General features: G+C 52.7%; 21 protein-coding genes. 11 read left to right on the top strand and 10 right to left on the bottom strand.

Annotated features, from left to right (window positions below):
- Positions 1-21 precede the first annotated feature (21 nt).
- The gene (locus tag D9736_RS01650; protein ID WP_130257527.1) at positions 22-783 is read left to right on the top strand and encodes an SDR family oxidoreductase; all 762 of its coding nucleotides are present in this window, start codon (positions 22-24) and stop codon (positions 781-783) included.
- Between the two features lie 147 nt (positions 784-930).
- On the opposite strand, the gene D9736_RS01655 is transcribed toward D9736_RS01650, so the two are convergent.
- Positions 931-1,509 carry a DedA family protein gene (locus D9736_RS01655; protein WP_130257528.1) on the bottom strand — a complete coding sequence of 193 codons (579 nt, stop codon included), beginning with the start codon at positions 1,507-1,509 and terminating at the stop codon, positions 931-933.
- Between the two features lie 168 nt (positions 1,510-1,677).
- On the opposite strand from D9736_RS01655, the gene D9736_RS01660 reads away from it, so the two are divergent.
- The gene (locus tag D9736_RS01660; RefSeq protein WP_001295454.1) at positions 1,678-2,265 is read left to right on the top strand and encodes a Yip1 family protein; all 588 of its coding nucleotides are present in this window, start codon (positions 1,678-1,680) and stop codon (positions 2,263-2,265) included.
- A gap of 173 nt (positions 2,266-2,438) precedes the next feature.
- Complete coding sequence (gene pbpG / locus D9736_RS01665) at positions 2,439-3,371, top strand: D-alanyl-D-alanine endopeptidase (RefSeq protein ID WP_130257529.1); 933 nt, start codon at positions 2,439-2,441, stop codon at positions 3,369-3,371.
- A gap of 392 nt (positions 3,372-3,763) precedes the next feature.
- Here pbpG and dld read toward each other — a convergent pair whose 3' ends face one another.
- Entirely contained in the window at positions 3,764-5,479 is a 1,716-nt protein-coding gene (gene dld, locus D9736_RS01670) for a D-lactate dehydrogenase (protein WP_130217152.1), read from the bottom strand.
- A gap of 195 nt (positions 5,480-5,674) precedes the next feature.
- Between dld and bglX the strand changes: the two genes are divergently transcribed.
- From bglX to yehW, 5 genes are all read left to right on the top strand, one after another.
- Entirely contained in the window at positions 5,675-7,972 is a 2,298-nt protein-coding gene (bglX, locus tag D9736_RS01675; RefSeq protein WP_130257530.1) for a beta-glucosidase BglX, read from the top strand.
- Positions 7,973-8,223: 251 nt separating this feature from the next.
- A complete protein-coding gene (gene osmF, locus D9736_RS01680; RefSeq protein WP_130257531.1) occupies positions 8,224-9,141 on the top strand; it encodes a glycine betaine ABC transporter substrate-binding protein OsmF in 918 nt (305 codons plus the stop codon).
- A 6-nt stretch (positions 9,142-9,147) separates the two neighbouring features.
- Complete coding sequence (gene yehY / locus D9736_RS01685; RefSeq protein ID WP_130257532.1) at positions 9,148-10,305, top strand: glycine betaine ABC transporter permease YehY; 1,158 nt, start codon at positions 9,148-9,150, stop codon at positions 10,303-10,305.
- Positions 10,298-11,224, top strand: a complete 927-nt coding sequence (yehX, locus tag D9736_RS01690; RefSeq protein WP_130257533.1) for a glycine betaine ABC transporter ATP binding protein YehX — start codon at positions 10,298-10,300, stop codon at positions 11,222-11,224. The genes yehY and yehX overlap by 8 nt, the downstream gene beginning before the upstream one ends.
- 4 nt (positions 11,225-11,228) lie before the next feature.
- Complete coding sequence (gene yehW, locus D9736_RS01695; RefSeq protein ID WP_130257534.1) at positions 11,229-11,960, top strand: glycine betaine ABC transporter permease YehW; 732 nt, start codon at positions 11,229-11,231, stop codon at positions 11,958-11,960.
- Here the strand turns inward: yehW and D9736_RS01700 are convergent.
- On the bottom strand, positions 11,941-12,048 hold the full coding sequence (locus D9736_RS01700) for a protein YohO (protein ID WP_001216963.1): 108 nt from the start codon (positions 12,046-12,048) through the stop codon (positions 11,941-11,943). The two genes, yehW and D9736_RS01700, sit on opposite strands and share 20 nt — an antisense overlap.
- Positions 12,049-12,107: 59 nt before the next feature.
- Complete coding sequence (gene mlrA / locus D9736_RS01705; protein WP_130207028.1) at positions 12,108-12,839, bottom strand: HTH-type transcriptional regulator MlrA; 732 nt, start codon at positions 12,837-12,839, stop codon at positions 12,108-12,110.
- 221 nt (positions 12,840-13,060) lie between these two features.
- Between mlrA and btsS the strand changes: the two genes are divergently transcribed.
- The 3 genes from btsS to D9736_RS01720 are packed head-to-tail and all read left to right on the top strand — an operon-like array spanning position 13,061 to position 15,979.
- Positions 13,061-14,746 carry a two-component regulatory system sensor histidine kinase BtsS gene (gene btsS / locus D9736_RS01710; protein ID WP_130217160.1) on the top strand — a complete coding sequence of 562 codons (1,686 nt, stop codon included), beginning with the start codon at positions 13,061-13,063 and terminating at the stop codon, positions 14,744-14,746.
- Positions 14,743-15,462 carry a two-component system response regulator BtsR gene (btsR, locus tag D9736_RS01715; protein ID WP_130207024.1) on the top strand — a complete coding sequence of 240 codons (720 nt, stop codon included), beginning with the start codon at positions 14,743-14,745 and terminating at the stop codon, positions 15,460-15,462. Before btsS ends, btsR begins: the two co-directional genes overlap by 4 nt.
- Before the next feature lie 46 nt (positions 15,463-15,508).
- Complete coding sequence (locus tag D9736_RS01720; protein WP_130257535.1) at positions 15,509-15,979, top strand: DUF1456 family protein; 471 nt, start codon at positions 15,509-15,511, stop codon at positions 15,977-15,979.
- A 42-nt stretch (positions 15,980-16,021) separates the two neighbouring features.
- On the opposite strand, the gene D9736_RS01725 is transcribed toward D9736_RS01720, so the two are convergent.
- The 6 genes from D9736_RS01725 to yehK all read right to left on the bottom strand — a co-directional run bounded on the left by D9736_RS01725 (position 16,022) and on the right by yehK (position 23,990).
- On the bottom strand, positions 16,022-16,483 hold the full coding sequence (locus D9736_RS01725) for a YehR family lipoprotein (RefSeq protein WP_130207020.1): 462 nt from the start codon (positions 16,481-16,483) through the stop codon (positions 16,022-16,024).
- Between the two features lie 133 nt (positions 16,484-16,616).
- The gene (locus tag D9736_RS01730; RefSeq protein ID WP_130257536.1) at positions 16,617-18,608 is read right to left on the bottom strand and encodes an SWIM zinc finger family protein; all 1,992 of its coding nucleotides are present in this window, start codon (positions 18,606-18,608) and stop codon (positions 16,617-16,619) included.
- Positions 18,605-19,741: a VWA domain-containing protein gene (locus D9736_RS01735; protein WP_130257537.1), complete on the bottom strand. Its 1,137-nt coding sequence runs from the start codon at positions 19,739-19,741 to the stop codon at positions 18,605-18,607. Before D9736_RS01735 ends, D9736_RS01730 begins: the two co-directional genes overlap by 4 nt.
- Positions 19,734-22,013, bottom strand: coding sequence for a DUF5682 family protein (locus D9736_RS01740; protein ID WP_130257538.1), 2,280 nt, complete (start codon positions 22,011-22,013; stop codon positions 19,734-19,736). Before D9736_RS01740 ends, D9736_RS01735 begins: the two co-directional genes overlap by 8 nt.
- Before the next feature lie 10 nt (positions 22,014-22,023).
- Positions 22,024-23,112, bottom strand: coding sequence for a MoxR family ATPase (locus tag D9736_RS01745; RefSeq protein ID WP_130257539.1), 1,089 nt, complete (start codon positions 23,110-23,112; stop codon positions 22,024-22,026).
- Between the two features lie 575 nt (positions 23,113-23,687).
- On the bottom strand, positions 23,688-23,990 hold the full coding sequence (yehK, locus tag D9736_RS01750) for a protein YehK (protein WP_130257540.1): 303 nt from the start codon (positions 23,988-23,990) through the stop codon (positions 23,688-23,690).
- Positions 23,991-23,994 lie beyond the last annotated feature (4 nt).

Consider the following 23,994-nt stretch of genomic DNA (forward strand, 5'->3'; position numbering starts at 1 on the left):
CAGCGTTAGGTGGAGAACTCAATGGCGCAGGTCGCGATTATTACCGCTTCCGATTCGGGGATCGGCAAAGAGTGCGCGTTATTACTGGCGCAGCAGGGGTTTGATATTGGCATTACCTGGCACTCTGATGAAGCAGGGGCAAAAGATACCGCCCGTGGGGTGGTTAGCCACGGTGTACGTGCGGAGATCGTGCAGCTGGATCTCGGTAAACTGCCAGAAGGAGCACTGGCGCTGGAGAAACTTATTCAACGGCTGGGGCGCATTGATGTGCTGGTGAATAATGCGGGCGCAATGACCAAAGCGCCGTTTCTTGATATGGCTTTTGATGAGTGGCGCAAGATTTTTACCGTTGATGTCGATGGTGCATTTTTGTGCTCACAAATTGCGGCCCGCCAGATGGTGAAACAAGGGCAGGGCGGTCGTATCATCAACATTACGTCGGTACATGAACATACGCCGCTGCCGGATGCCAGCGCCTACACAGCCGCTAAACATGCGCTCGGCGGGTTAACTAAAGCAATGGCGCTGGAGTTAGTGCGGCACAAGATTCTGGTGAATGCGGTCGCGCCTGGCGCGATTGCCACGCCGATGAACGGAATGGATGACGGCGATGTGAAGCCTGATGCAGAGCCTTCGATCCCCCTGCGACGTTTCGGCGCAACGCAAGAGATTGCCAGCCTGGTGGCCTGGCTATGTTCCGAAGGCGCCAATTACACCACCGGGCAGTCGCTGATTGTCGATGGCGGTTTTATGCTGGCAAATCCGCAGTTTAAGCCGGAGTAGTGCAATGAGGTGAGTGGCTATTTCAATAGGTAATATTTTGTAGGCCTGATAAGACGCGCAAGCGTCGCATCAGGCATGGTGCACCGAATGTCGGATGCGGCGCGGACGCCTTATCCGACCTACAGGCCGCATCATGAGATAACTGCTTTACGCCTGATTATCCGGCTTTTTCTTCCCGCGCCGTTTCAGCCACCAGCGAACACCAACCACCAGAGCCACAACCAGAATCAACCAAACCCAGTGCTTCAAATGTTGGTCAAGTTCGTGCAACCACGGCGCAATCACCTGGCCACCTGCGTAGCCAATGGTGGTAAAAATCAGCGCCCAGGCAAATGCGCCGAGAATATTCAGCGGTAGAAATATTTTCGGCGGTAGCTGACTAGCGCCAATCAGCGTCGGACCAATCACCCGAAAGCCATACATAAAACGTGTACCAATAACAAACAGATACGGATGACGTTGGATCAGCTTCTGCGCCCGTTCAATTTTATCCTGATGTTTTGAGAAACGGCGTAACAGCTTGCCGCCAAACCGCCGCCCGCACAGATAAAGCGCCTGGTCGCCAATCATGCCGCCAAGTGCTACGGAAAGTACCACTAGCGGGAATTTCAGCAGTCCCTGATGCGCGGCAACACCACCGAGCAAGGTGACAGTTTCACCTTCAGCCAGACTGCCAAGTACCAGCGCGGCATAACCATATTGTGAAATAAGTGTATTAATATCCATAGGCCAGTCTGTCTCCCTTTGGTTACCTGTAAGCATACACCCAGTAAATTATTCACGCAGAAAAAGCCCCTCAGGGTAGTGCACTAATTTTGTGGTTGAATAAAAAATAATCACAAGCTGACTTATACTTGAACTGTCAGGTTCATGAACTCACAACAAGGGGGCGGTATGAGCCATGTCTGGGGACTGTTTTCCCATCCCGATCGTGAAATGCAGGTGATTAATCGTGAAAACGAAACGATTTCTCATCACTACACCCACCACGTTTTGCTGATGGCGGCGATTCCGGTGATTTGCGCCTTCATTGGCACCACGCAAATCGGCTGGAATTTTGGCGATGGCACTATCCTGAAGTTATCCTGGTTTACCGGACTGGCGTTGGCTGTCTTGTTTTATGGCGTGATGCTGGCTGGGGTCGCGGTGATGGGGCGGGTCATCTGGTGGATGGCGCGCAATTACCCACAGCGCCCGTCGCTTGCGCACTGTATGGTCTTCGCGGGATACGTCGCGACGCCGCTGTTTCTAAGCGGTCTGGTAGCGCTTTACCCGCTGGTCTGGCTGTGTGCTCTGGTCGGCACGGTGGCGCTGTTTTACACGGGGTATCTGCTTTATCTCGGTATTCCAAGCTTCCTGAATATTAACAAAGAGGAAGGTCTTAGCTTCTCCAGTTCTACACTGGCGATTGGTGTGCTGGTACTGGAAGTCCTGCTCGCCCTTACCGTCATACTTTGGGGGTACGGTTATCGTCTGTTCTAGAAAGTTCTTTTGCGTTGCATTGCTGGCGTAAATGTCAGCAATGCAGCATTTCCTCACGATTCTCCTTTGACGACCGCACTTTTTGCTCGTTATGATGGCTTCGCTAGCCTCAGTAAATCCTTACTCCGGCGGTGCGCAACCCGTGCGCGTGAACCACTATTTGAATGCTCATCATGCCGAAATTTCGAGTTTCTTTATTTAGCCTGGCCCTGATGCTGGCTGTGCCTTTTGCACCGCAGGCCGCTGCGAAAACGGCAGCCGCTACCACCGCTTCGCAGCCGGAAATTGCTTCCGGTAGTGCGATGATTGTTGATCTTAATACCAACAAAGTGATCTATTCGAACCACCCGGATCTGGTGCGTCCGATTGCCTCAATCACCAAATTAATGACTGCGATGGTTGTGCTGGATGCACGACTGCCGCTGGATGAGAAACTAAAAGTAGACATCAGCCAGACGCCGGAGATGAGAGGAGTCTATTCGCGCGTACGACTGAACAGCGAAATCAGCCGTAAAGATATGCTGCTGCTGGCGTTGATGTCTTCGGAAAACCGCGCGGCGGCGAGCCTGGCACATCATTATCCTGGCGGTTATAACGCATTTATTAAAGCAATGAATGCGAAAGCAAAAGCTCTCGGGATGAATAACACGCGCTTCGTTGAACCGACCGGGCTATCTGTGCATAACGTTTCGACTGCCCGTGATCTGACCAAATTGTTGATTGCCACCAAACAATATCCGTTGATCGGTCAGTTAAGTACCACCCGTGAAGATATGGCGACCTTCTCTAACCCGTCGTATACGCTGCCATTCCGCAATACTAACCATCTGGTGTATCGCGATAACTGGAATATCCAGCTAACCAAAACGGGCTTTACCAATGCCGCAGGGCATTGCCTGGTGATGCGCACGGTTTTCAATAATAAACCGGTGGCGCTGGTGGTGATGGATGCGTTTGGCAAATATACCCATTTTGCCGATGCCAGCCGCCTGCGTACATGGATTGAAACCGGCAAAGTGATGCCCGTTCCGGCAGCGGCGTTGAGTTATAAAAAACAAAAAGCCGCCCAGATGGCGGCGGCAGGGCAGACGGCACAAAACGATTAAGTTTGCTTGCCCGTAGGCCGGAGAAGGCGTTGACGCCGCATCCGGCATTCGTTGCCCGTGCCTGATGCGATGCTTGCGCATCTTATCAGGCCTACAAATGTGACGCGCCCGTAGGCTGGATAAGGCGTTGACGCCGCATCCGGCATTCGTTACCCGTGCCTGATGCGATGCTTGCGCATCTTATCAGTCCTGCAAACGTGACGCGCCCGTAGGCCGGATAAGGCGTTCACGCCGCATCCGGCATTCGATGCCCGTGCCTGATGCGATGCTTGCGCATCTTATCAGGCCTACAAACGTGACGCGCCCGTAGGCCGGATAAGGCGTTCACGCCGCATCCGGCATTCGATGCCCATGCCTGATGCGATGCTTGCGCATCAGGCATCCAGCCGTATTTACTCCACTTCTTGCCAGTTTTTCCGCTTACTGGTTTTACCGATCCCCGGATTCATACTGTTGGTCGGATCGTTTTCACGATAAAACTTCTGCAACGTCTCCGGTGCTTTATACAAATGACCGACGTTATGCTCGGCAGGATATTGCGCGCCGCGCTGGCGTAACAATTCCAGCATCTGTTCCTTCAGCGCATGCACATCCACGCCTTTCTTAACGATGTAATCCTGGTGGAAGACGTAGCACATAAAATGCCCGTAATAGAGCTTATGCACCAGCTGGCTGTCGATTTCCGGCGGTAGATGTTCATACCACTCGGTGTCATTACGCCTCAGAGCAATATCCAGCGCCAGAATGTCTTCGACTTCATCGGAATGCACGGCCTGATAACGTATCGCTGCGCCTGCCGCCGCGAAACGGTGCAAAAACGCTTTACTGCCTTCTTCCGGCGTACAGACAAAGAAATCGCCTTCGGCCTGTTTGAAAAAATCTACCAGCCAGGATTTTGCTTCGCCCACGCCATCCCCCGCCATTTTTAACAGCAGATGATGTTCATATTTATCGCGCCAGCTTTTCATGCGTGGCGGCAAATGACTGGGGAACAAATGACTGAATTTCTGCATTGCGAGATCGGTAAAGTGTGGTCGGAAGAACTTCACCTTCTCCAGTATCGCATCGGTACGTCCCTTGATATTAAAGAATAACGGCATCTTGTCGGTGCCTAGCTTGTCGATCATCAGGAAGGTATCTTTGCCGTATTTTTCCGCGATATCGTAGATATCCCGATGCATATATTCGCCGGCAACCGGCAGATTTTCGAAATTAGCCAGAATATGGCGGCGGATCTCGGTCAGTACTTCCGGCTGGTTGGTGCCGATATAAAACACCTGCTGGTTTTTTTCCGCTTCAAAGGTATCCAGACGCACTGCGAAAACTGCCAGTTTGCCAGCGCAACCGGAGGATTCAAACAGGCGATCCGGGTCAGCGTTATAACGTGCGGGCGTGTCGGCTTCAATATCACGGACGCGGTGGACATAGTCATAATCGTGGGCGTGACGACCATCGTGACGCACATCGTCATCTTTGATGCGATCGTCATCCAGCTTGCTAAGGATCTGCTCCGGCGTTTCACCCAGATCAATTCCCAGATGGTTAACCAGCGTCAGCTTGCCGTTTTCATCTATGCGTGCGAATAACGACATTTCGGTATACGCCGGGCCACGCTGCACCAGCGAGCCGCCAGAGTTATTACAGATGCCGCCGATAACCGATGCGCCAATACACGATGAACCAATCACCGAGTGCGGTTCGCGGCCTAATGGTTTGAGAGCTTTCTCCAGCGAATAGAGCGTGGTGCCAGGATATGCCAGCACCTGTTCGCCCTTACCGAGAACATGCAGCTTGTCGAGGCGCTGGGTGCTGATGATCACGATATCGCGATCATAATCGTTACCATTTGGCGTGGAGCCTTCGGTCAGACCGGTATTGGCGGCCTGCATCAGAATAATTTTGTCGGCGGTGACGCAGGCTTTCAGCACCCGCCACAATTCCAGTAGCGAGCCTGGAAGAACAACGGCCAGCGCGTCGCCCTGACCGGAGCGGAAGCCCTTGCGATAGCGGGCCGTTTTTGCGGGATCGGTGAGCAGGTGTGAAGAACCGACCAGACGGGCAAGTTCATTCAAAAAGGTTTTATTATCAGTTGTTGTCATGGAAGACATTTTCCACTCCTTGTGGTGGCGAAAAAATATCAGAAACTAGAATAGCGCCTTGTATGACAATTCAGCGAGTGAATATTTTGAAAATTCAGACAATAAACTGAGCTTTCTTTTTCTCTCTCTATCAGGGTTATGGCAAACTACCGCTTTTGCACCATTTTCGCTGCCACGTCGGGCAACAGAGGAAGAATAATCCATATGAAATGGCTATGTTCAGTAGGTATCGCGGTGAGTCTGGCCCTACAGCCAGCACTGGCGGATGATTTATTCGGCAACCATCCATTAACGCCCGAAGCGCGGGATGCGTTCGTCACCGAACTGCTCAAGAAAATGACGGTTGATGAGAAAATTGGTCAGCTGCGCTTAATCAGCGTTGGTCCGGATAACCCGAAAGAGGCGATCCGCGAGATGATCAAAGACGGGCAGGTGGGGGCGATTTTCAACACCGTCACACGCCAGGATATCCGCGCCATGCAGGATCAGGTGATGGAACTGAGCCGCCTGAAAATTCCTCTCTTCTTTGCCTACGACGTGCTGCACGGTCAGCGCACCGTCTTCCCGATTAGCCTCGGTCTGGCGTCCTCTTTTAACCTCGACGCAGTGAAAACCGTCGGGCGCGTTTCAGCTTATGAAGCGGCGGACGATGGCCTGAACATGACCTGGGCGCCGATGGTCGATGTCTCGCGCGATCCTCGCTGGGGTCGCGCTTCCGAAGGTTTTGGTGAAGATACATATCTCACCTCAATTATGGGTAAAACCATGGTTGAAGCGATGCAGGGTAAAAGCCCGGCGGATCGCTACTCGGTGATGACCAGCGTCAAACACTTTGCTGCTTACGGCGCGGTAGAAGGCGGTAAAGAGTACAACACCGTCGATATGAGCCCGCAGCGTCTGTTTAATGACTATATGCCGCCGTACAAAGCGGGGCTGGACGCAGGCAGCGGCGCGGTGATGGTGGCGCTGAACTCACTCAACGGCACGCCTGCAACTTCTGATTCCTGGCTGCTGAAAGATGTCCTGCGCGATCAGTGGGGTTTTAAAGGCATCACGGTTTCCGATCATGGCGCAATCAAAGAGTTGATCAAACACGGTACGGCGGCAGACCCGGAAGATGCGGTGCGCGTGGCGCTTAAGTCCGGGATCAACATGAGCATGAGCGACGAGTATTACTCGAAGTATCTGCCCGGTTTGATCAAGTCCGGCAAAGTGACGATGGAAGAGCTGGACGACGCCGCCCGCCACGTATTGAACGTTAAATATGATATGGGGCTGTTTAACGACCCATACAGCCATCTCGGTCCGAAAGAGTCTGACCCGGTGGATACCAATGCTGAAAGCCGCCTGCACCGCAAAGAAGCGCGTGAAGTGGCGCGCGAAAGCCTGGTGTTGCTGAAAAACCGTCTCGAAACGTTACCGCTGAAAAAATCAGCAACCATTGCGGTGGTTGGGCCATTGGCGGACAGTAAACGTGACGTGATGGGCAGCTGGTCCGCAGCCGGTGTCGCCGATCAATCCGTGACTGTGCTGACCGGGATTAAAAATGCCGTCGGTGAAAACGGTAAAGTGCTGTATGCCAAAGGGGCGAACGTTACTAGTGACAAAGGCATTATCGATTTCCTGAATCAGTATGAAGAAGCGGTCAAAGTCGATCCTCGTTCTGCCCAAGAGATGATTGATGAAGCGGTGCAAACCGCGAAACAATCTGATGTGGTGGTGGCTGTGGTCGGTGAAGCACAGGGGATGGCGCACGAGGCCTCCAGCCGTACCGATATTACTATTCCGCAAAGCCAACGTGACTTGATTGCGGCGCTGAAAGCCACCGGAAAACCGCTGGTGCTGGTGCTGATGAACGGTCGTCCGCTGGCGCTGGTGAAAGAAGATCAGCAGGCTGATGCGATTCTGGAAACCTGGTTTGCGGGTACGGAAGGGGGTAATGCGATTGCCGATGTGTTGTTTGGTGATTACAACCCATCCGGTAAGCTGCCAATGTCCTTCCCGCGTTCTGTCGGGCAGATTCCTGTTTACTACAGCCATCTGAATACCGGTCGTCCGTATAATGCCGATAAGCCGAATAAATACACTTCGCGTTATTTTGATGAAGCTAACGGGGCGCTTTATCCGTTCGGCTATGGTCTGAGCTACACCACTTTCACCGTCTCTGATGTGAAACTTTCTGCGCCGACCATGAAGCGTGACGGTAAAGTGACCGCCAGCGTGCAGGTGACGAACACCGGTAAGCGCGAAGGGGCGACGGTAGTGCAGATGTATTTGCAGGATGTAACGGCTTCCATGAGTCGCCCGGTGAAACAGCTGAAAGGATTTGAGAAAATCACCCTGAAACCGGGCGAAACTCAGACCGTCAGCTTCCCAATCGATATTGAGGCTCTGAAGTTCTGGAATCAACAGATGAAGTATGATGCCGAGCCTGGCAAATTCAACGTCTTCATCGGCACTGATTCCGCACGCGTTAAGAAAGGCGAGTTTGAGTTGCTGTAATGCTTTAGTAAGGGCGCGACGTTTGCGCCCTTTGCCTGATGTTCATATCTTAACTTGCTGAATTTTCGCCCTTTGTAGGCCGGATAAGGCGCTCGCGCCGCATCCGGCAAGATACACCGGGCAAGATATGCCCTTTAAGTATTTATCTGATTCTGCAACTGAATCCGTCTGCTCAGGCTAACCCTGTTATTATCAACTATGCTTTTCTCTTAATTCGCTGAAAACAACAGTAAAAGAATGAGGAAAGCATCATGCCATTCTCAAAGCTCTGGACAGGTTCACTGGTTATGTTGGCAGCCGTGAGCCTGCCGCTACAGGCGGCTTCCCCCGTTAAAGTTGGTTCGAAAATCGATACCGAGGGCGCGCTACTCGGCAACATCATCTTACAGGTACTCGAAAGCCATGGCGTACCGACGGTCAATAAAGTCCAGTTGGGAACCACTCCTGTGGTGCGCGGGGCGATTACTTCCGGCGAACTGGATATCTATCCGGAATATACTGGCAATGGCGCTTTCTTCTTTAAAGATGAAAACGATGCAGCGTGGAAAAATGCCGGGCAAGGCTACGAGAAAGTCAAAAAACTCGATGCAGAGCAAAACAAGTTAATCTGGCTGACGCCCGCACCAGCGAATAACACCTGGACCATCGCCGTGCGTCAGGATGTGGCAGAGAAAAACAAACTCACTTCGCTTGCCGACCTGAGCCGTTATCTGAAAGAGGGCGGCACCTTCAAACTGGCGGCCTCAGCAGAGTTTATCGAACGCGCCGATGCGTTACCCGCGTTTGAAAAAGCCTATGGCTTTAAGCTCGATCAGGATCAATTGCTGTCACTGGCTGGCGGTGACACGGCGGTGACGATTAAAGCCGCTGCCCAGCAAACCTCTGGCGTTAATGCCGCAATGGCTTACGGTACTGACGGCCCGGTCGCGGCGCTGGGGCTGCAAACCTTAAGCGATCCGCAAGGCGTGCAACCTATCTACGCGCCTGCGCCAGTGGTGCGTGAGTCGGTGCTGAAAGAGTATCCGCAAATGGCACAGTGGCTACAGCCAGTCTTCGCCAGCCTCGATGAAAAAACATTGCAGCAACTGAATGCCAGCATAGCTCTGGAAGGACTGGATGCCAAAAAAGTGGCTGCCGACTACCTGAAACAAAAAGGGTGGACGAAGTAATTTCCCGTGACTTATCTACGTATTAATCCTGTTCTGGCGCTGCTGCTGTTGCTGACGGCAATCGCAGCGGCGCTGCCGTTTATCAGCTATGCACCTAACAGGTTAGTCTCTGGTGAGGGACGTTATCTCTGGCAACTGTGGCCACAAACGATCTGGATGCTGGTGGGCGTTGGTTGCGCCTGGCTGACTGCCTGTTTTATTCCCGCTAAAAAAGGCAGCATTTTTGCACTCATTCTGGCGCAATTCGTCTTCGTATTGCTGGTGTGGGGAGCTGGAAAGGCGGCGACACAACTGGCGCAAAATGGCAGTGCGCTGGCGCGAACCAGCCTCGGCAGTGGTTTCTGGCTGGCTGCGGCGCTGGCATTGCTGGCCTGTAGCGATGCCATCCGCCGAATCTCCCCGCATCCGCTGTGGCGCTGGTTGTTGCATATGCAGATTGCTATTATTCCGCTGTGGTTGCTGTACTCCGGCACGCTTAACGATCTCTCGCTAATGAAAGAATACGCCAACCGTCAGGATGTGTTTGATGACGCGCTGGCACAGCATTTGACGTTGCTGTTTGGTGCGGTGCTGCCTGCGCTGGTGATTGGTGTGCCGCTGGGCGTCAGGTGCTACTTTTCCACTGCGCGGCAGGGGGCGATTTTTTCTCTGCTCAATGTCATTCAGACCGTGCCTTCGGTGGCGCTCTTTGGCCTGTTGATTGCGCCGCTTGCCGCGCTGGTTACTGCCTTTCCGTGGCTGGGTACGGTTGGTGTGGCAGGAACAGGCATGACGCCAGCACTGATAGCGTTGGTGCTCTATGCCCTGTTGCCTCTGGTGCGTGGCGTGGTAGTCGGCTTGAATCAGATCCCGCGTGATGTGCTAGAGAGCGCCAGAGCGATGGGGATGAGCGGGGCGCAGCGATTCCTGCATGTTCAGTTACCGCTGGCGCTGCCGGTATTTCTGCGCAGCCTGCGGGTGGTGATGGTGCAAACTGTAGGCATGGCGGTGATTGCGGCATTAATCGGCGCAGGCGGTTTTGGTGCGCTGGTTTTCCAGGGGCTGTTAAGCAGTGCCATTGATTTAGTGTTGCTGGGGGTGATCCCGGTAATTGTTCTGGCGGTGCTTACCGACGCGCTGTTCGATTTGCTTATCGCACTGCTGAAGGTGAAACATAATGATTGAATTTAGCCATGTCAGCAAACTGTTCGGCGCACAAAAAGCCGTTAACGATCTCAATCTCAATTTTCAGGAAGGGAGTTTTTCGGTGCTGATTGGCACCTCTGGCTCCGGCAAATCCACCACCCTGAAAATGATTAACCGCCTGGTGGAGCATGACAGCGGCGTGATCCGCTTTGCCGGAGAAGAAATTCGCTCGCTGCCAGTGCTGGAGCTGCGCCGCCGGATGGGCTATGCCATTCAATCTATTGGCCTGTTTCCCCACTGGAGCGTGGCGCAAAACATCGCCACCGTGCCGCAATTACAAAAATGGTCGCGGGCGCGGATTGACGATCGTATCGACGAATTAATGGCGCTACTGGGGCTGGAGTCAAATTTGCGTGAGCGTTATCCGCATCAGCTTTCCGGTGGTCAGCAGCAACGTGTGGGAGTGGCGCGCGCACTGGCTGCCGATCCGCAAGTCTTACTGATGGATGAACCCTTTGGCGCGCTGGACCCGGTAACGCGCGGCGCGTTGCAACAAGAGATGACGCGCATTCACCGTTTGCTGGGGCGCACTATTGTGCTGGTGACCCATGATATCGACGAGGCGCTACGGCTGGCAGAACATCTGGTATTGATGGATCACGGTGAAGTGGTGCAGCAGGGCAATCCGCTGGCGATGCTTACTCGTCCGGCAAACGATTTTGTCCGCCAGTTTTTTGGGCGCAGCGAACTGGGTGTGCGTCTGTTGTCATTGCGTAGCGTAGCGGATTACGTGCGCCGCGAAGAACGGGCTGAAGGTGAGGCGCTGGCAGAAGAGATGACGCTACGCGATGCGCTCTCCCTGTTTGTTGCGCGGGGATGCGAAGTGCTGCCGGTGGTCAACACGCAGGGCCAGCCTTGCGGCACGCTGCATTTTCAGGATCTGCTGGTGGAGGCGTAATCGAATGAAGATATTGCGCGATCCGCTGTTCTGGCTCATTGCTGTGTTTGTGGCACTGATCTTCTGGCTGCCTTACAGCCAGCCGCTGTTCGGTGCTTTATTTCCGCAACTGCCGAGGCCCGTTTATCAGCAAGAAAGCTTTGCAGCCCTGGCGCTGGCCCATTTCTGGTTGGTGGGAATTTCGAGTTTATTTGCGGTGATCATTGGCACTGGTGCCGGAATTGCTGTCACTCGCCCGTGGGGCGCGGAGTTTCGCCCGATGGTGGAAACTATTGCCGCCGTTGGGCAGACTTTTCCGCCCGTCGCGGTGCTGGCGATTGCCGTTCCGGTAATTGGGTTTGGTCAGCAACCGGCGATTATCGCGCTGATCCTTTACGGCGTGCTACCCATCTTGCAGGCGACACTTGCCGGGCTGGGAGCGATTGATGCCAGCGTGACCGAAGTTGCCAAAGGCATGGGAATGAGCCGTAGTCAGCGACTGCGCAAAGTCGAGTTACCGCTGGCAGCGCCGGTGATTCTGGCGGGCGTGCGGACTTCAGTAATTATCAACATTGGCACGGCGACGATCGCCTCAACGGTTGGGGCCAGTACGCTGGGTACGCCGATCATCATCGGGCTTAGCGGATTTAATACCGCTTATGTGATTCAGGGAGCGTTACTGGTGGCACTGGCGGCGATCATCGTAGACCGCCTGTTTGAACGGCTGGTGCAGGCGCTTAGCCAGCACGCAAAATAAAGGTATAACCTGCGAGCATTACGCCACCGATACCGCCTAACGCCATAAACAGGAACAGGGCGATAACCCCAATTTTAGCTATGCGCATAATGCACTCCTTATGTTAACGAAAGGATTGTACAGTAAAGCGCATTTGTTAACGAATCATTAAATGCCGAGTGAGAAAATATCATGCCCTTGTTCCTGCCAACTGGTGAGTTGCTGCTGTTGGGCGGAGGTTCGATTTTCGCCGCACCACACCAGCAATGTACGGCCTTCGAACAGTTCAGGGCGTAGTTGATTGAGCGAGTGGGCGAGGACATCAATGCGCCATCCTTGTTGACTGGCAATCCAGCCCTCCAGCCACAGACGAGTGGTATCCTGAATATTCCAGCCAACCACCAGCGCATCTTTGCCCTGTTTTTTACGTGCCGAAGCCAGGCAAATGGCGATGTAGTTGATCAGTACGCCGTCCAGAATCGCCAGCAGTGCCTGGAGAGTCGGTTGTTGGCACTGAAGCCGTCGGCGCAGTGGAATGAACAGATGTGTGGTGAGCGTCTGGGCGGGATAATCCTGACCACGCTCTTTGATCCACATTCGCAGACTTTGCAGGTTGCCACTTTGCAGGTAACTAAGCAGAGTTTCTTGCTGATCGCGCCAGCCGTTCTGCACATCAACATTCTCATTACTGAGTAGCATTTTAACTTTGCTGACCTGCACACCGTTGTCGATCCAGCGTTTGATCTCCCGGATCCGGTCGATATCGGCATCGTTGAACAGGCGATGACCGCCGTCTGTGCGCTGCGGTTTTAACAGCCCATAACGCCTCTGCCACGCGCGTAACGTGACAGGGTTGATATCACAAAGCAACGCCACTTCACCAATCGTGTAAAGCGCCATCGTCCCACCCTTGCTTGCGAGGTCCCAGCATAACTGTAGACGTTCTTTTATGAACCAGGTAGTTTTGGCCGTTTTTTGATCTCGATTAGGATGATTTTGTTTTTGCCAGGTTGTTTTGAGTGATCGTACTCACGATTTTTCATTTTTCTGCAACAGTTCAAAGAAAGTTGAACGCGAGCAATGTATGTTACGCGTATTAAAGGGATGTGTGGTTTGCGGGTATGTACGATTTTAATCTGGTGTTGCTGCTGCTTCAGCAGATGTGCGTTTTTCTGGTCATTGCGTGGTTGATGAGTAAAACGCCATTATTCATACCATTAATGCAGGTCACAGTTCGTCTGCCGCACAAATTTCTCTGCTATATCGTCTTTTCCATCTTCTGCATCATGGGCACTTGGTTCGGGCTGCACATTGACGACTCTATTGCCAATACCCGGGCCATAGGCGCGGTAATGGGCGGCTTACTCGGTGGTCCGGTAGTGGGCGGACTGGTTGGTCTGACCGGCGGTCTACATCGATATTCGATGGGGGGCATGACTGCGCTGAGTTGCATGATCTCGACGATCGTCGAAGGATTGCTCGGCGGGCTGGTACATAGCATCCTGATCCGCCGCGGGCGTACCGATAAAGTCTTTAACCCCATTACCGCTGGTGCCGTCACGTTCGTCGCGGAAATGGTGCAAATGCTGATCATCCTGGCGATTGCCCGACCTTATGAAGATGCGGTGCGTCTGGTGAGTAATATCGCTGCGCCGATGATGGTAACCAACACCGTGGGCGCGGCGCTGTTTATGCGCATTTTGCTTGATAAGCGCGCGATGTTTGAAAAATACACCTCAGCTTTTTCCGCTACCGCGCTGAAAGTTGCGGCCTCGACGGAAGGCATTTTGCGCCAGGGCTTTAACGAAGTGAACAGCATGAAGGTGGCCCAGGTGCTGTATCAGGAGCTGGATATTGGCGCGGTAGCGATTACCGATCGCGAGAAACTGCTGGCCTTTACTGGTATTGGTGACGACCATCATTTACCAGGTAAACCGATTTCTTCGGCTTATACCTTAAAAGCCATTGAAACCGGAGAAGTGGTCTACGCCGATGGCAACGAAGTGCCTTATCGTTGCTCTTTGCATCCGCAGTGCAAGTTAGGCTCAACGCTGGTGATCCCTCTGCGTGGTGAAAATCAGCGGGTGATGGGTACCATCAAATTGTATGAAGCTAAAAATCGGCTGTTCAGCTCGATCAACCGCACGTTGGGTGAGGGGATTGCACAACTGCTTTCGGCGCAGATCCTCGCCGGGCAGTATGAGCGGCAAAAAGCGATGCTCACCCAGTCAGAGATCAAACTGCTTCACGCCCAGGTCAATCCCCATTTTTTGTTTAATGCACTTAACACCATCAAAGCCGTGATCCGCCGTGACAGCGAACAGGCCAGTCAGCTGGTGCAGTATCTTTCCACTTTTTTCCGCAAAAACTTAAAGCGGCCTTCGGAGTTTGTTACTCTCGCTGACGAAATTGAACATGTGAATGCTTATCTGCAAATTGAAAAGGCGCGTTTCCAGTCGCGGTTGCAGGTCAACATTTCTATTCCGGAGGCGTTGTCTCAGCAGCAGTTACCCGCATTTACCCTGCAACCAATAGTGGAAAACGCCATCAAACATGGGACATCACAACTGCTGGAAACAGGACGAGTGGCAATTAGCGCCCGACGTGATGGGCAACATTTAATGCTGGAGATCGAAGACAATGCTGGTTTGTATCAACCGGCAACCAATGCCAGCGGGCTGGGGATGAATCTGGTGGATAAGCGTTTACGTGAACGGTTTGGCGATGACTATGGGATAAGCGTCGCCTGTGAGCCTGATAGTTACACCCGAATAACGTTACGACTGCCATGGAGGGATGAGGCATGATTAAAGTCTTAATTGTTGATGATGAACCGTTAGCACGGGAAAACCTGCGTGTGTTTCTGCAGGAGCAGAGTGATATTGAAATTGTCGGCGAATGTTCAAACGCCGTAGAAGGGATCGGCGCGGTGCATAAACTGCGCCCGGATGTGCTGTTTCTCGATATCCAGATGCCGCGTATCAGCGGTCTGGAAATGGTTGGCATGCTTGACCCGGAACATCGCCCGTATATTGTTTTTCTCACCGCGTTTGACGAATACGCTATAAAAGCCTTTGAAGAACATGCCTTTGATTATCTATTGAAGCCGATTGATGAAGCGCGGCTGGAGAAAACACTGGTGCGTTTGCGACAGGAGCGTAGCAAGCAGGATGTTTCGCTGTTACCGGAAAATCAGCAGGCGCTGAAATTTATCCCTTGTACCGGTCATAGTCGTATTTATTTGCTGCAAATGAAAGACGTGGCGTTTGTTAGTAGTCGAATGAGCGGTGTTTACGTAATCAGCCAGGAAGGGAAAGAGGGCTTCACAGAATTAACTTTGCGCACGCTGGAGAGCCGCACACCGCTACTGCGCTGCCATCGACAGTATCTGGTTAACCTCGCGCATTTACAGGAGATTCGCCTGGAAGATAACGGTCAGGCTGAGTTGATTTTGCGTAATGGATTAACCGTCCCTGTCAGCCGCCGTTATCTGAAAAGTTTAAAAGAGGCGATTGGCCTGTAAAAGACTGCTAAAATGGCTTTTTGCCTCATTAACACCCGAAGGCCTCATGCTAAGTAACGATATTCTGCGCAGCGTGCGCTACATTTTGAAAGCCAACAATAATGACCTGGTGCGTATCCTGGCGCTGGCTAATGTTGAAGCCACCGCGGAACAGATCGCTGTCTGGCTACGTAAAGAAGACGAAGAGGGTTTTCAGCGTTGTCCGGACATTGTTTTGTCTTCATTCCTGAATGGTTTGATTTACGAAAAACGCGGCAAGGATGAGTCTGCTCCGGCACTGGAGCCGGAACGTCGCATTAATAACAACATCGTGCTGAAAAAATTACGCATCGCGTTTTCACTGAAAACCGATGACATTCTGGCGATCCTCACCGAACAACAGTTCCGTGTTTCGATGCCGGAAATTACTGCGATGATGCGTGCACCGGATCATAAAAACTTCCGTGAATGCGGCGATCAATTCTTGCGTTATTTTCTGCGTGGACTGGCAGCGCGCCAGCATGTGAAGAAAAGCTAAGATGGGCATGGCGGCCATGCGAAGAACATGGCCGCCGACAGATTATTTCACTTCTTTAAAACCAGCAGCAGCCATGACCAGTTCAATCTGCTTCATGCTGACACCTTTGCTGGTATCTTCATCACCCATCTTGATACCCGAAATGCCCTGCAGGGCTTTCAGATCAACTTTTTCCATATCGATATTTACATTTTCCTGCGCGTAAGTATCGGTATAGGTTAATTTTTCCTCAACGCCCGGAATGTTTTTGTATTTGGCGCTTAATGGCTCAAGTTTCTTAGCTGCATCTTCTTTGGTGGTTGCACCAATGGTTGCAAACTGAATTTTGGTTTCTGAAGATTGCTTAATCACTTTGTCGCCTTTGTAGACATAAGTAATGGCAATTTCAGTACCGTTCAGATTAGCGCTAAATTTCTTAGATTCTTCTTTGTCACCGCAGCCTGCGAGAGAGAAAACCAGAACAGATGCAACTACGAGGGAAAACAGCTTGTTGAAAGCCTTCATGTAAAACTCCATTTTATCAAAATCAGGAAACTGGTGACTCTCACCAGGGCGCTATAGAATATGCTTTATACCTTGTTTTGAGCAGTCCGGAAATGGAGTAGAACTCTTAATAAAAAGCATCTTTCCCTCCTTGTTACTCAAGCATCAGTAATAACTGCTCGCAAAGTAAAACACAGTTATTCAATGCTTCTACCCTTGAATCGCATTCCGGGTTACGCAATTGTGCCAACACATGCGCCAGCCGATAAAAACCCACTGCGGTAAGTTCATTCGCCAGCAATTCGGCCTGACCAATAGCGCTTTGTTCCTGATAGTGCCAACCGTTATGTAGCAGTTGAATGAGCAATGTCTGGCAGCGCATCAGCAACTGATGCGCGGTGGATGGCGCAGGAAGAACGTTGGCAGAAGGTAGTGCTGCAACAGGCGTAGTTTCAGCGTCCAGCGCCCAGGCGCGGGTTAGCGTCATCATTACCCGCGGCTCCAGCGTTAACTGCCCGTCGACAAAACGGACAAACCCAGAAACCAGATTCACGGGATCATCCGTCTGCTGCAAAAGCGCCGCCATGCGTTCAACCGCAAAGGGGGCACAGGCAGAGGCTGGCAGCGATAACGTCAGCACATTATTTTCACCTTCGCCGCTAATCACCTGCGCATCCAGCGTCTGGCGGCTGCTGTCCCATCCCAGCGAAATACACTCCGCCACCGGCAGAATAAATAAATTATCCACCTGATTAAGCGGCCGGACGCAGACTGGTGGGCGCAGGTGTAAGTATTCCCGCAAAGCCACAATGCCGGGCTGGCGCAACGGTGCACTCAGCATTTGCCAGGCATCGGGCGACAGTGGGACAACGCTACTTAAGCGGTTGCGAGTAGCTAACAGCAGCTCACCTTCGGCACTGCGACGCGCGGCTTGTGAAACAATTTGCCCACCTGCCAGTGCGCCAGCCTGAAAACTAAACAGCCGACGTGTGGCTGCCGGTGAGTTTTCCTGTTCGCTTCTCGGCCAACTGCGCGAAAGGTGCAAAATACTGCCGGTGTCGGGATCGGTGAACCAGATGCGTAAACCATACTGCTCATTATCCTGCCAGCAACGCATACCTAAAGACACCAGCCGCAGATGATCAAGCTTTGCTTCTCCGGCAATGCCTGCGCCAACCACCGTGCGCCACGGCATGGGAGGAATTTCACCAACACTGTCGCGGCGTGCCATTTTTTGTGCACTGTTCAAGCGACTGGTTAACGCCGCAAGCTGACGCAAGCATTCTCCGGCGTGGTAGTGGCTGGCGCGGGCGTGGAAGGCATCAACGCTTGCCCGTAGCTGTCGTATTGATTCACTCACCCAGCGCCAGTTGCAGGTCTCTGCCGCCTGCAATGCGCGGTTGAATGCTGCCTCGTAATGGATGAGCGGCTGGCTGATACCGCCAAGCCATAATGCCTGGCTTAATTGCTGAACATATTGACGGCACGCGTTGCCCTCGTTGCTGGCAAATGGGTCATCATTCGCGGCAACTTGCTCGCTGCGCATCTGCCAGATCAAATGGGTAAATTCTGTTTGCTGCGCTTTGGCCTGGACAAAGGCCTGTACCGCCAGCACGACATGTTCGCAAAGTGTTCCTTCAATGCAATCACAGCGCGCGAAGCGAATACTGCTGCGGGAATAAAAACGTACGTCACTCATCGGCATTCGGGCAGAGGGAATTTCGCCCGGCGCACAGAACAACTCGATGCTGATGCCTTTAGCGACAAGGGCTTGTGCACGTTTACGGGTGGCATCGGGTAGGGTTGCCAGCTCTCCCAGCCAGATTGCTGGATCCCACTCTTCTTCTTTTTCCGTGGGCTGGGCGGTAGCGCAAAGTCGTTGATAACTTAACACCAGCATCACGCGATGACGGCACATGCCGCTGGCCCCGCAGGTGCACTGAGCCTCTTTCAGTGCCTGACCGTTCGCCAGCTGGGTATGTATACCGTCACTGAAAGTGGCGATTAAGGCGCCGTTCTCATGACTGATTTCTGGAATGTTGCCATTTTCCAGTTCCTTAAGGCTGCGCTTAACAAAACCGGCATTGCTTAACGCTGTCAGTGCCTGTGGTGTCAGTTCTAATAATTCCGGACGTAGTGAATTCATGACTGAAGATTCTCCGCCAGCCATGATGCCAGCTCGCCCGGCGTCATCGCGGCTATTTGTGCGCCGACATTAACCAGCGCCTGGGCCGTATCGTGGTCATAGCATGGCGTTGCTGTGCTATCGAGCGCTGCCAGTCCCAGCACTTTGATACCGCTCTGGACACACTTTTTCACCTGATGCGTCAGCAATGATGATGAACCCCCTTCATAAAAATCGCTCACGAGGATAATGACGCTTTTTGCTGGTTGTTCAATAAGTTGCCGACCATACTCTACGGCACTGGCGATATTGGTCCCGCCGCCCAACTGTACTTTCATTAATAACTCTACCGGATCGGCAACGTCTGCCGTGAGATCAACTACGCTGGTGTCAAACGCCACCAGATGGGTACGAATGCCGGGTAACTGCCATAAACAGGCCGCCATCACCGCAGAGTGGATCACCGAATCGACCATCGATCCGCTTTGATCAACCAGTAAGACCAGTTGCCATTGTTCACTGTGGCGCTGAATACGGCTGTTAAAGCGGGGGGATTCGATATACAACTTGCCATGTAGCGGGTGCCAGTGTTGCAGGTTGGCGCGCAGAGTACTTTTGAAATCGAAATTACGCGCCAGTGGAATAAATGAGCGACGGCGGCGATCGCGGACACCAGAAAAAGCCTGGCGAACTTCCTTTGCCAGTCGCGCCATAATTTCTTCCACTACCTGGCGCACTATCCGGCGGGCGGCAACCAGCACTTCAGGATTCATCAGATGTTTGGTGTGCAAAACGGCGCGTAGCAGGCTTTCAGAAGGCTGCATACGTTCCAGCACGTCGAGATTCGTCACCACATCTTCAATGCCGTAGCGCAGCACGGCATCGCTTTCCAGCCGCTCAATCACCCGTTGCGGAAACAGCGTGTGAATACTGTTGATCCACTCAGGCGTGGTGAGATTTGAGCTACCCAATCCACCGGAACGTTCACCACGCTGGATCCGTTCAGGATCGCGCCCGTACAGCCACTCCAGCGCGTGGTCTAGTTGTCGGGCGTTGTCATCCAGTCCACAAAGCGTCGTTTCTGCCGCTTCGCCAAGAATCAATCGCCAGCGTTGTAGCTCACGGGTGGTCAGAAGATCGTTTAGTTCAGACATGGAAAACTCCCCAGTGTTGCAGCGATGCCAGTGCCTGCTGTTCGAGTTGTTGATGATGTGCAATGGCTTGCGGTGGGCAATGCAACGGCATTTGCAGCGCCGAAACGGGAAGTTGCGCCAGTTGATAATGCTCAAGCACCTGATGCGCCAGCGTCCCACGTTCTCGTGGCGGTAGCCAGGCCATCGCCGCGCGTAAATCGGGCAGGGCGTTGATAAAATCGGCGTCACTTAGTTGATTTAAATGACTGCTGAAACCGGCGATAAATGCAGGCTGACAGGCCAGTTGATGGCGGGCCAGCGCCAGCAAACCGTGCAGCGCCTCGCCGGATTGTGCCGGGGATAACTGCGTCAGCATCGCCAGCGCCGCTTCGGCACTGGCGTTGGGATGTTCCAGACGCATCAGTGCGCCAAGAGCCGCGCCGCGATCCAGTGCCGGGGCATGAACCGCCTGACTGCGGCGCTCCAGTAAGGCCACCGCCGCAGAAAGAGAAACGCCGGGGAGCTGCACACCGCTATGCAGATCGCGCAGGATATGACACAACGCTTGCCAGCTATGCAGGTGAGCGTGAAACTCCTTTTCATCCGGTCTTCCGTTAGATTCACACAGCCACAGCGTGCGATCGATAGCCGCGCATAACGTCGTTTGTAATATCTGCGCGCCTTGCATACCGCTAATTTCATCCAGCCGCCATAAGGCATATAGCACTTCCAGCGCCTGGCCCATTTCGGCAAATTGATTTTCCTGGGCGATTAATAATGTGAGTTGTTCCAGTAATTGTTGACTGAAGGACGCCAGACTCGCTAACGCCGCCTGGCTAAGACATGTGGTGATACTGCCGATTCCGCCCGCTTCCAGCATATCGGCTTCTAATTTATTGCGTGCGGCTTCCTGGAGTGTGGCACCAAAACAGGCGGCCTCAATCAATGCCGCATGTTGGCTAAGCGGGCGAGTTAATTTCCAGCGTTCTTCACCGTTACCTGCAAGTGTCAGTGTACTTCCCTGCTGGCGCACAATCCCTGGGATCTCCAGTATTGCCAGCCGATGTAACACCTGACTTTGCGCTAGTCCATTGGGGTTAAAGCGATTTAAGGTAAGCTCCGCCGGAAGAGTGATTTTGCTACGTTCCAGTTCGCAGGTGACATCTTTTGGCAGAGGCGGTTGTGGCGTAGAAGGGGCAAGTTTACCGAATCCGTCACCCGCTAATGTGTCTATCAACGTTAGCAGAATCGGATCGGTATCGGGATGAATAACGCCGCGATAGCTCCACGGCAACGGCGCATTCAGGGCTTCTTTAATCAGCGATCCTGCTATGGCATCCAGCCAGTCAGTGCGTAACGGTAGTGTATGACCGCGCAACTGTGCCAGTGCCATCGCATGCAGATGAGCGGCAGCCATATCCGCGGTTGAAGCAGGCAAGTGATGCTGGCGCAAACGGGTAAGAACCGTTTTTAGCAGTTGTTCTCCCGCCTGCCGCAAGCCCCACTGCCAGCACCAGTTTTGCCAGACCGGGGCAGGCATACCGGAAAGGTATCCAGCCAGCACATCAAGGCGCTTTTCGCTGTATGGCGTGAGATAGCAACCTGTAACGGCCCCATCCTGTGCGGGCAATTCTGGCTTGTTAATTTCCTGCGGACATTCGCGCCACATTTTTGCCAGTGCAGGAGCGTGCCAGCCGCCGCAGACGACTAACACGTCGCCATTATTTTGCTGCATCGCCCATGCAATCCAGCGGGCCATAAAGGCTTCGCGCTGACGATTGAGTGCATCGCCGGGGGAGTCGCCCCGCAGTTGGGCAAAATAGTGCGCCAGTGCAGAGGGTAATGCAGTTTGCTGGCTTTCATCTTCGAACAAGTGATCCCACAGGGTGTCGCTGTTATCCATGCGGGTGGCACGCAGCAGCAAGGTCTGGCTTTCCTCTTGCGTATCAGGCGAATCGTCCCCTTCTTCACTCTGCGCCCAGCAAGGCAAATCGATGAAGTAAGCTTGTGCCTGAATACGACGTGCGGCTTGTAGCGCCTGCCACTCCGGCGAAAATTCAGCAAATGGCGTCCAGGCACCACGCCCGGGGGCCGCACCGTCCTGATACTGGCAATAACTGTAAATAGCTACCGGAAGCTGGTGGGCTAACAACAGTTCGTCTACCCGGTCATTAAAATCAGCCGGGCCTTCAATTAACACGTATCGTGGCCGCTGGCTTTCGATTAACGATTTCACCAGCCGGGCGCAGGCCGGACTATGATGCCGGATGCCGACAATTAACGGCTCGCTCATGCATCTTTCCTCACGGCAGGCGGTGGCGGGCTTGATAATAAGCCTGCCAGTGAGCTTCTTTATGTGTGGCGACACGCTGTTCGAAGTAACGGCGCAGACGAGCGCGATCTTCTTCGTTATCTTTGACGATGGTTCCGGCAATACAGTCCACCAGATCGGCAGGCTCACCTGCGCGATTCGCTAAAAACCAGGCGCGGACGCCCACAGCGTGGGCCACGTTCACGGCTTCAGCGGTGGACATTATCGCTGTCAGTGTATCCATTGACGTTTTCTTTTCGCCGTTGGCACGCAGATCGCGGAAGGTGCGTACCAGTAACTCCAGTACCGCGTCAGGCACTTTATGCGGAATACCGCTATGGACCAGCAAACGCGCCGAAGCACTGGCGACCAGTTCCAGCTCCTGGGCGAAATCCATAATCGGAAAGACAGTTTCAAAATCGAAGCGACGCTTTAGCGCGGCACTCATCTCATTGACGCCGCGATCGCGGGTATTGGCAGTGGCAATAATATTAAAGCCTTCTCGCGCATAGAGCTGACTGGCTTCACCGGTGAGTTCCGGCACCGTCATAACCCGGTCAGAAAGCATACCTAACAGACAGTCTTGCACTTCCAGCGGTGTACGCGTTATCTCTTCAAAACGGACAATTTTGCCGTCGCGCATTCCCTGGTAAAGCGGGGCTGGGACCAGCGCTTCCGTTGACGGACCATGGTTGATAAGCAGGGCGTAGTTCCAGCCGTACTTGATTTGATCTTCGGTGGTAGATGCGCCGCCCTGAATGGTTAACCCGGCATCGCCGCTAATAGCGGTTGCCAGTAATTCAGACAGGAGAGATTTTGCGGTGCCTGGTTCCCCCACCAACATCAAACCGCGTCCGGTGGCAAGAGTGACTAACATACGTTCGACAGCGGAGGGACTAATCACGACTTTACGGCTAATATTTTGCGCGCTATCGCCAAGGATAAAAGCACGGGCCGCAGGCAAACTTAACTGCCAACCGGGCGGACATGGGGCGTTATCATTTTGTTTTAATTTTGCCAGTTCATCGGCGTATAACACAGCAGCAGGCGGACGCTGCAGATGATTATTCTGCGGTGACATATATTCATCCCTGAAATGTATTAATGAAATAAACGATATTTTACGCGCAATAAATGTTTGGCGCATTAGTTGTTTGGGCGGAAAATATCTGGAAAGCAGATCACAGTAAATAAAAAAACCTGCTGGTGAGGCAGGTTCTTTTATTTACTACAATGACGCTAACTTGCTGATTGTGCAACATTTCGTACCAACGAATAAATTATAACCATATCCACACTCCATTGCAATTCAGTGAGTGAGATTTATAATCCTGCCCGTTGGGAGGTTGTGCCGGATCGGACCAATTTTAAGTCCTGGCTGCCGGACGGGTGGTGCCGCAGGCGGTGCCCTGATCCGGAGAGCAACGTTTCGTACCAACATACGTAAACCAGTATCGACAGGCAGTGTAAGGGTAAGGTGCTGGTGTTGCGCTCCTTAATAAGGAGAGCGGATGGACACGCTGACACAAAAGTTAACCGTGCTCATTGCCGTACTGGAGCTATTAGTGGCTCTGTTACGGTTGATTGATTTGTTGAAGTAACGGGCAAATTGAAACGCATTTAAGGGGGAATACCGTTTCCCCCTTTAATAAACTATTATTCTATTTCTTGGTTGAATATATTCTGTAGTTCGCGATTAAAAATTGCTATTACCGTTTCAGGTGATTCACCTCGTAATTTTCGCTCATCAATACACTCATCTCTTATATAAATCAACGCATCATTTATTAGCGGGTCGGCATCATTAAATGTTGGAAGTAGCCGGAATCGTTCCAGTCGATAGACAGAACCTGTAAATAATTCAGAGCATTTATGGATATCAAGACTGAAGGAAAACGGATCTTCAGGTACAGGGACCTCATAATCGTAAATAGCGACCAGCTCTTTTGGCACGATCATCGCT

This window comes from Escherichia sp. E10V10 (assembly GCF_004211985.1).
Classification (GTDB): Bacteria; Pseudomonadota; Gammaproteobacteria; order Enterobacterales; family Enterobacteriaceae; genus Escherichia.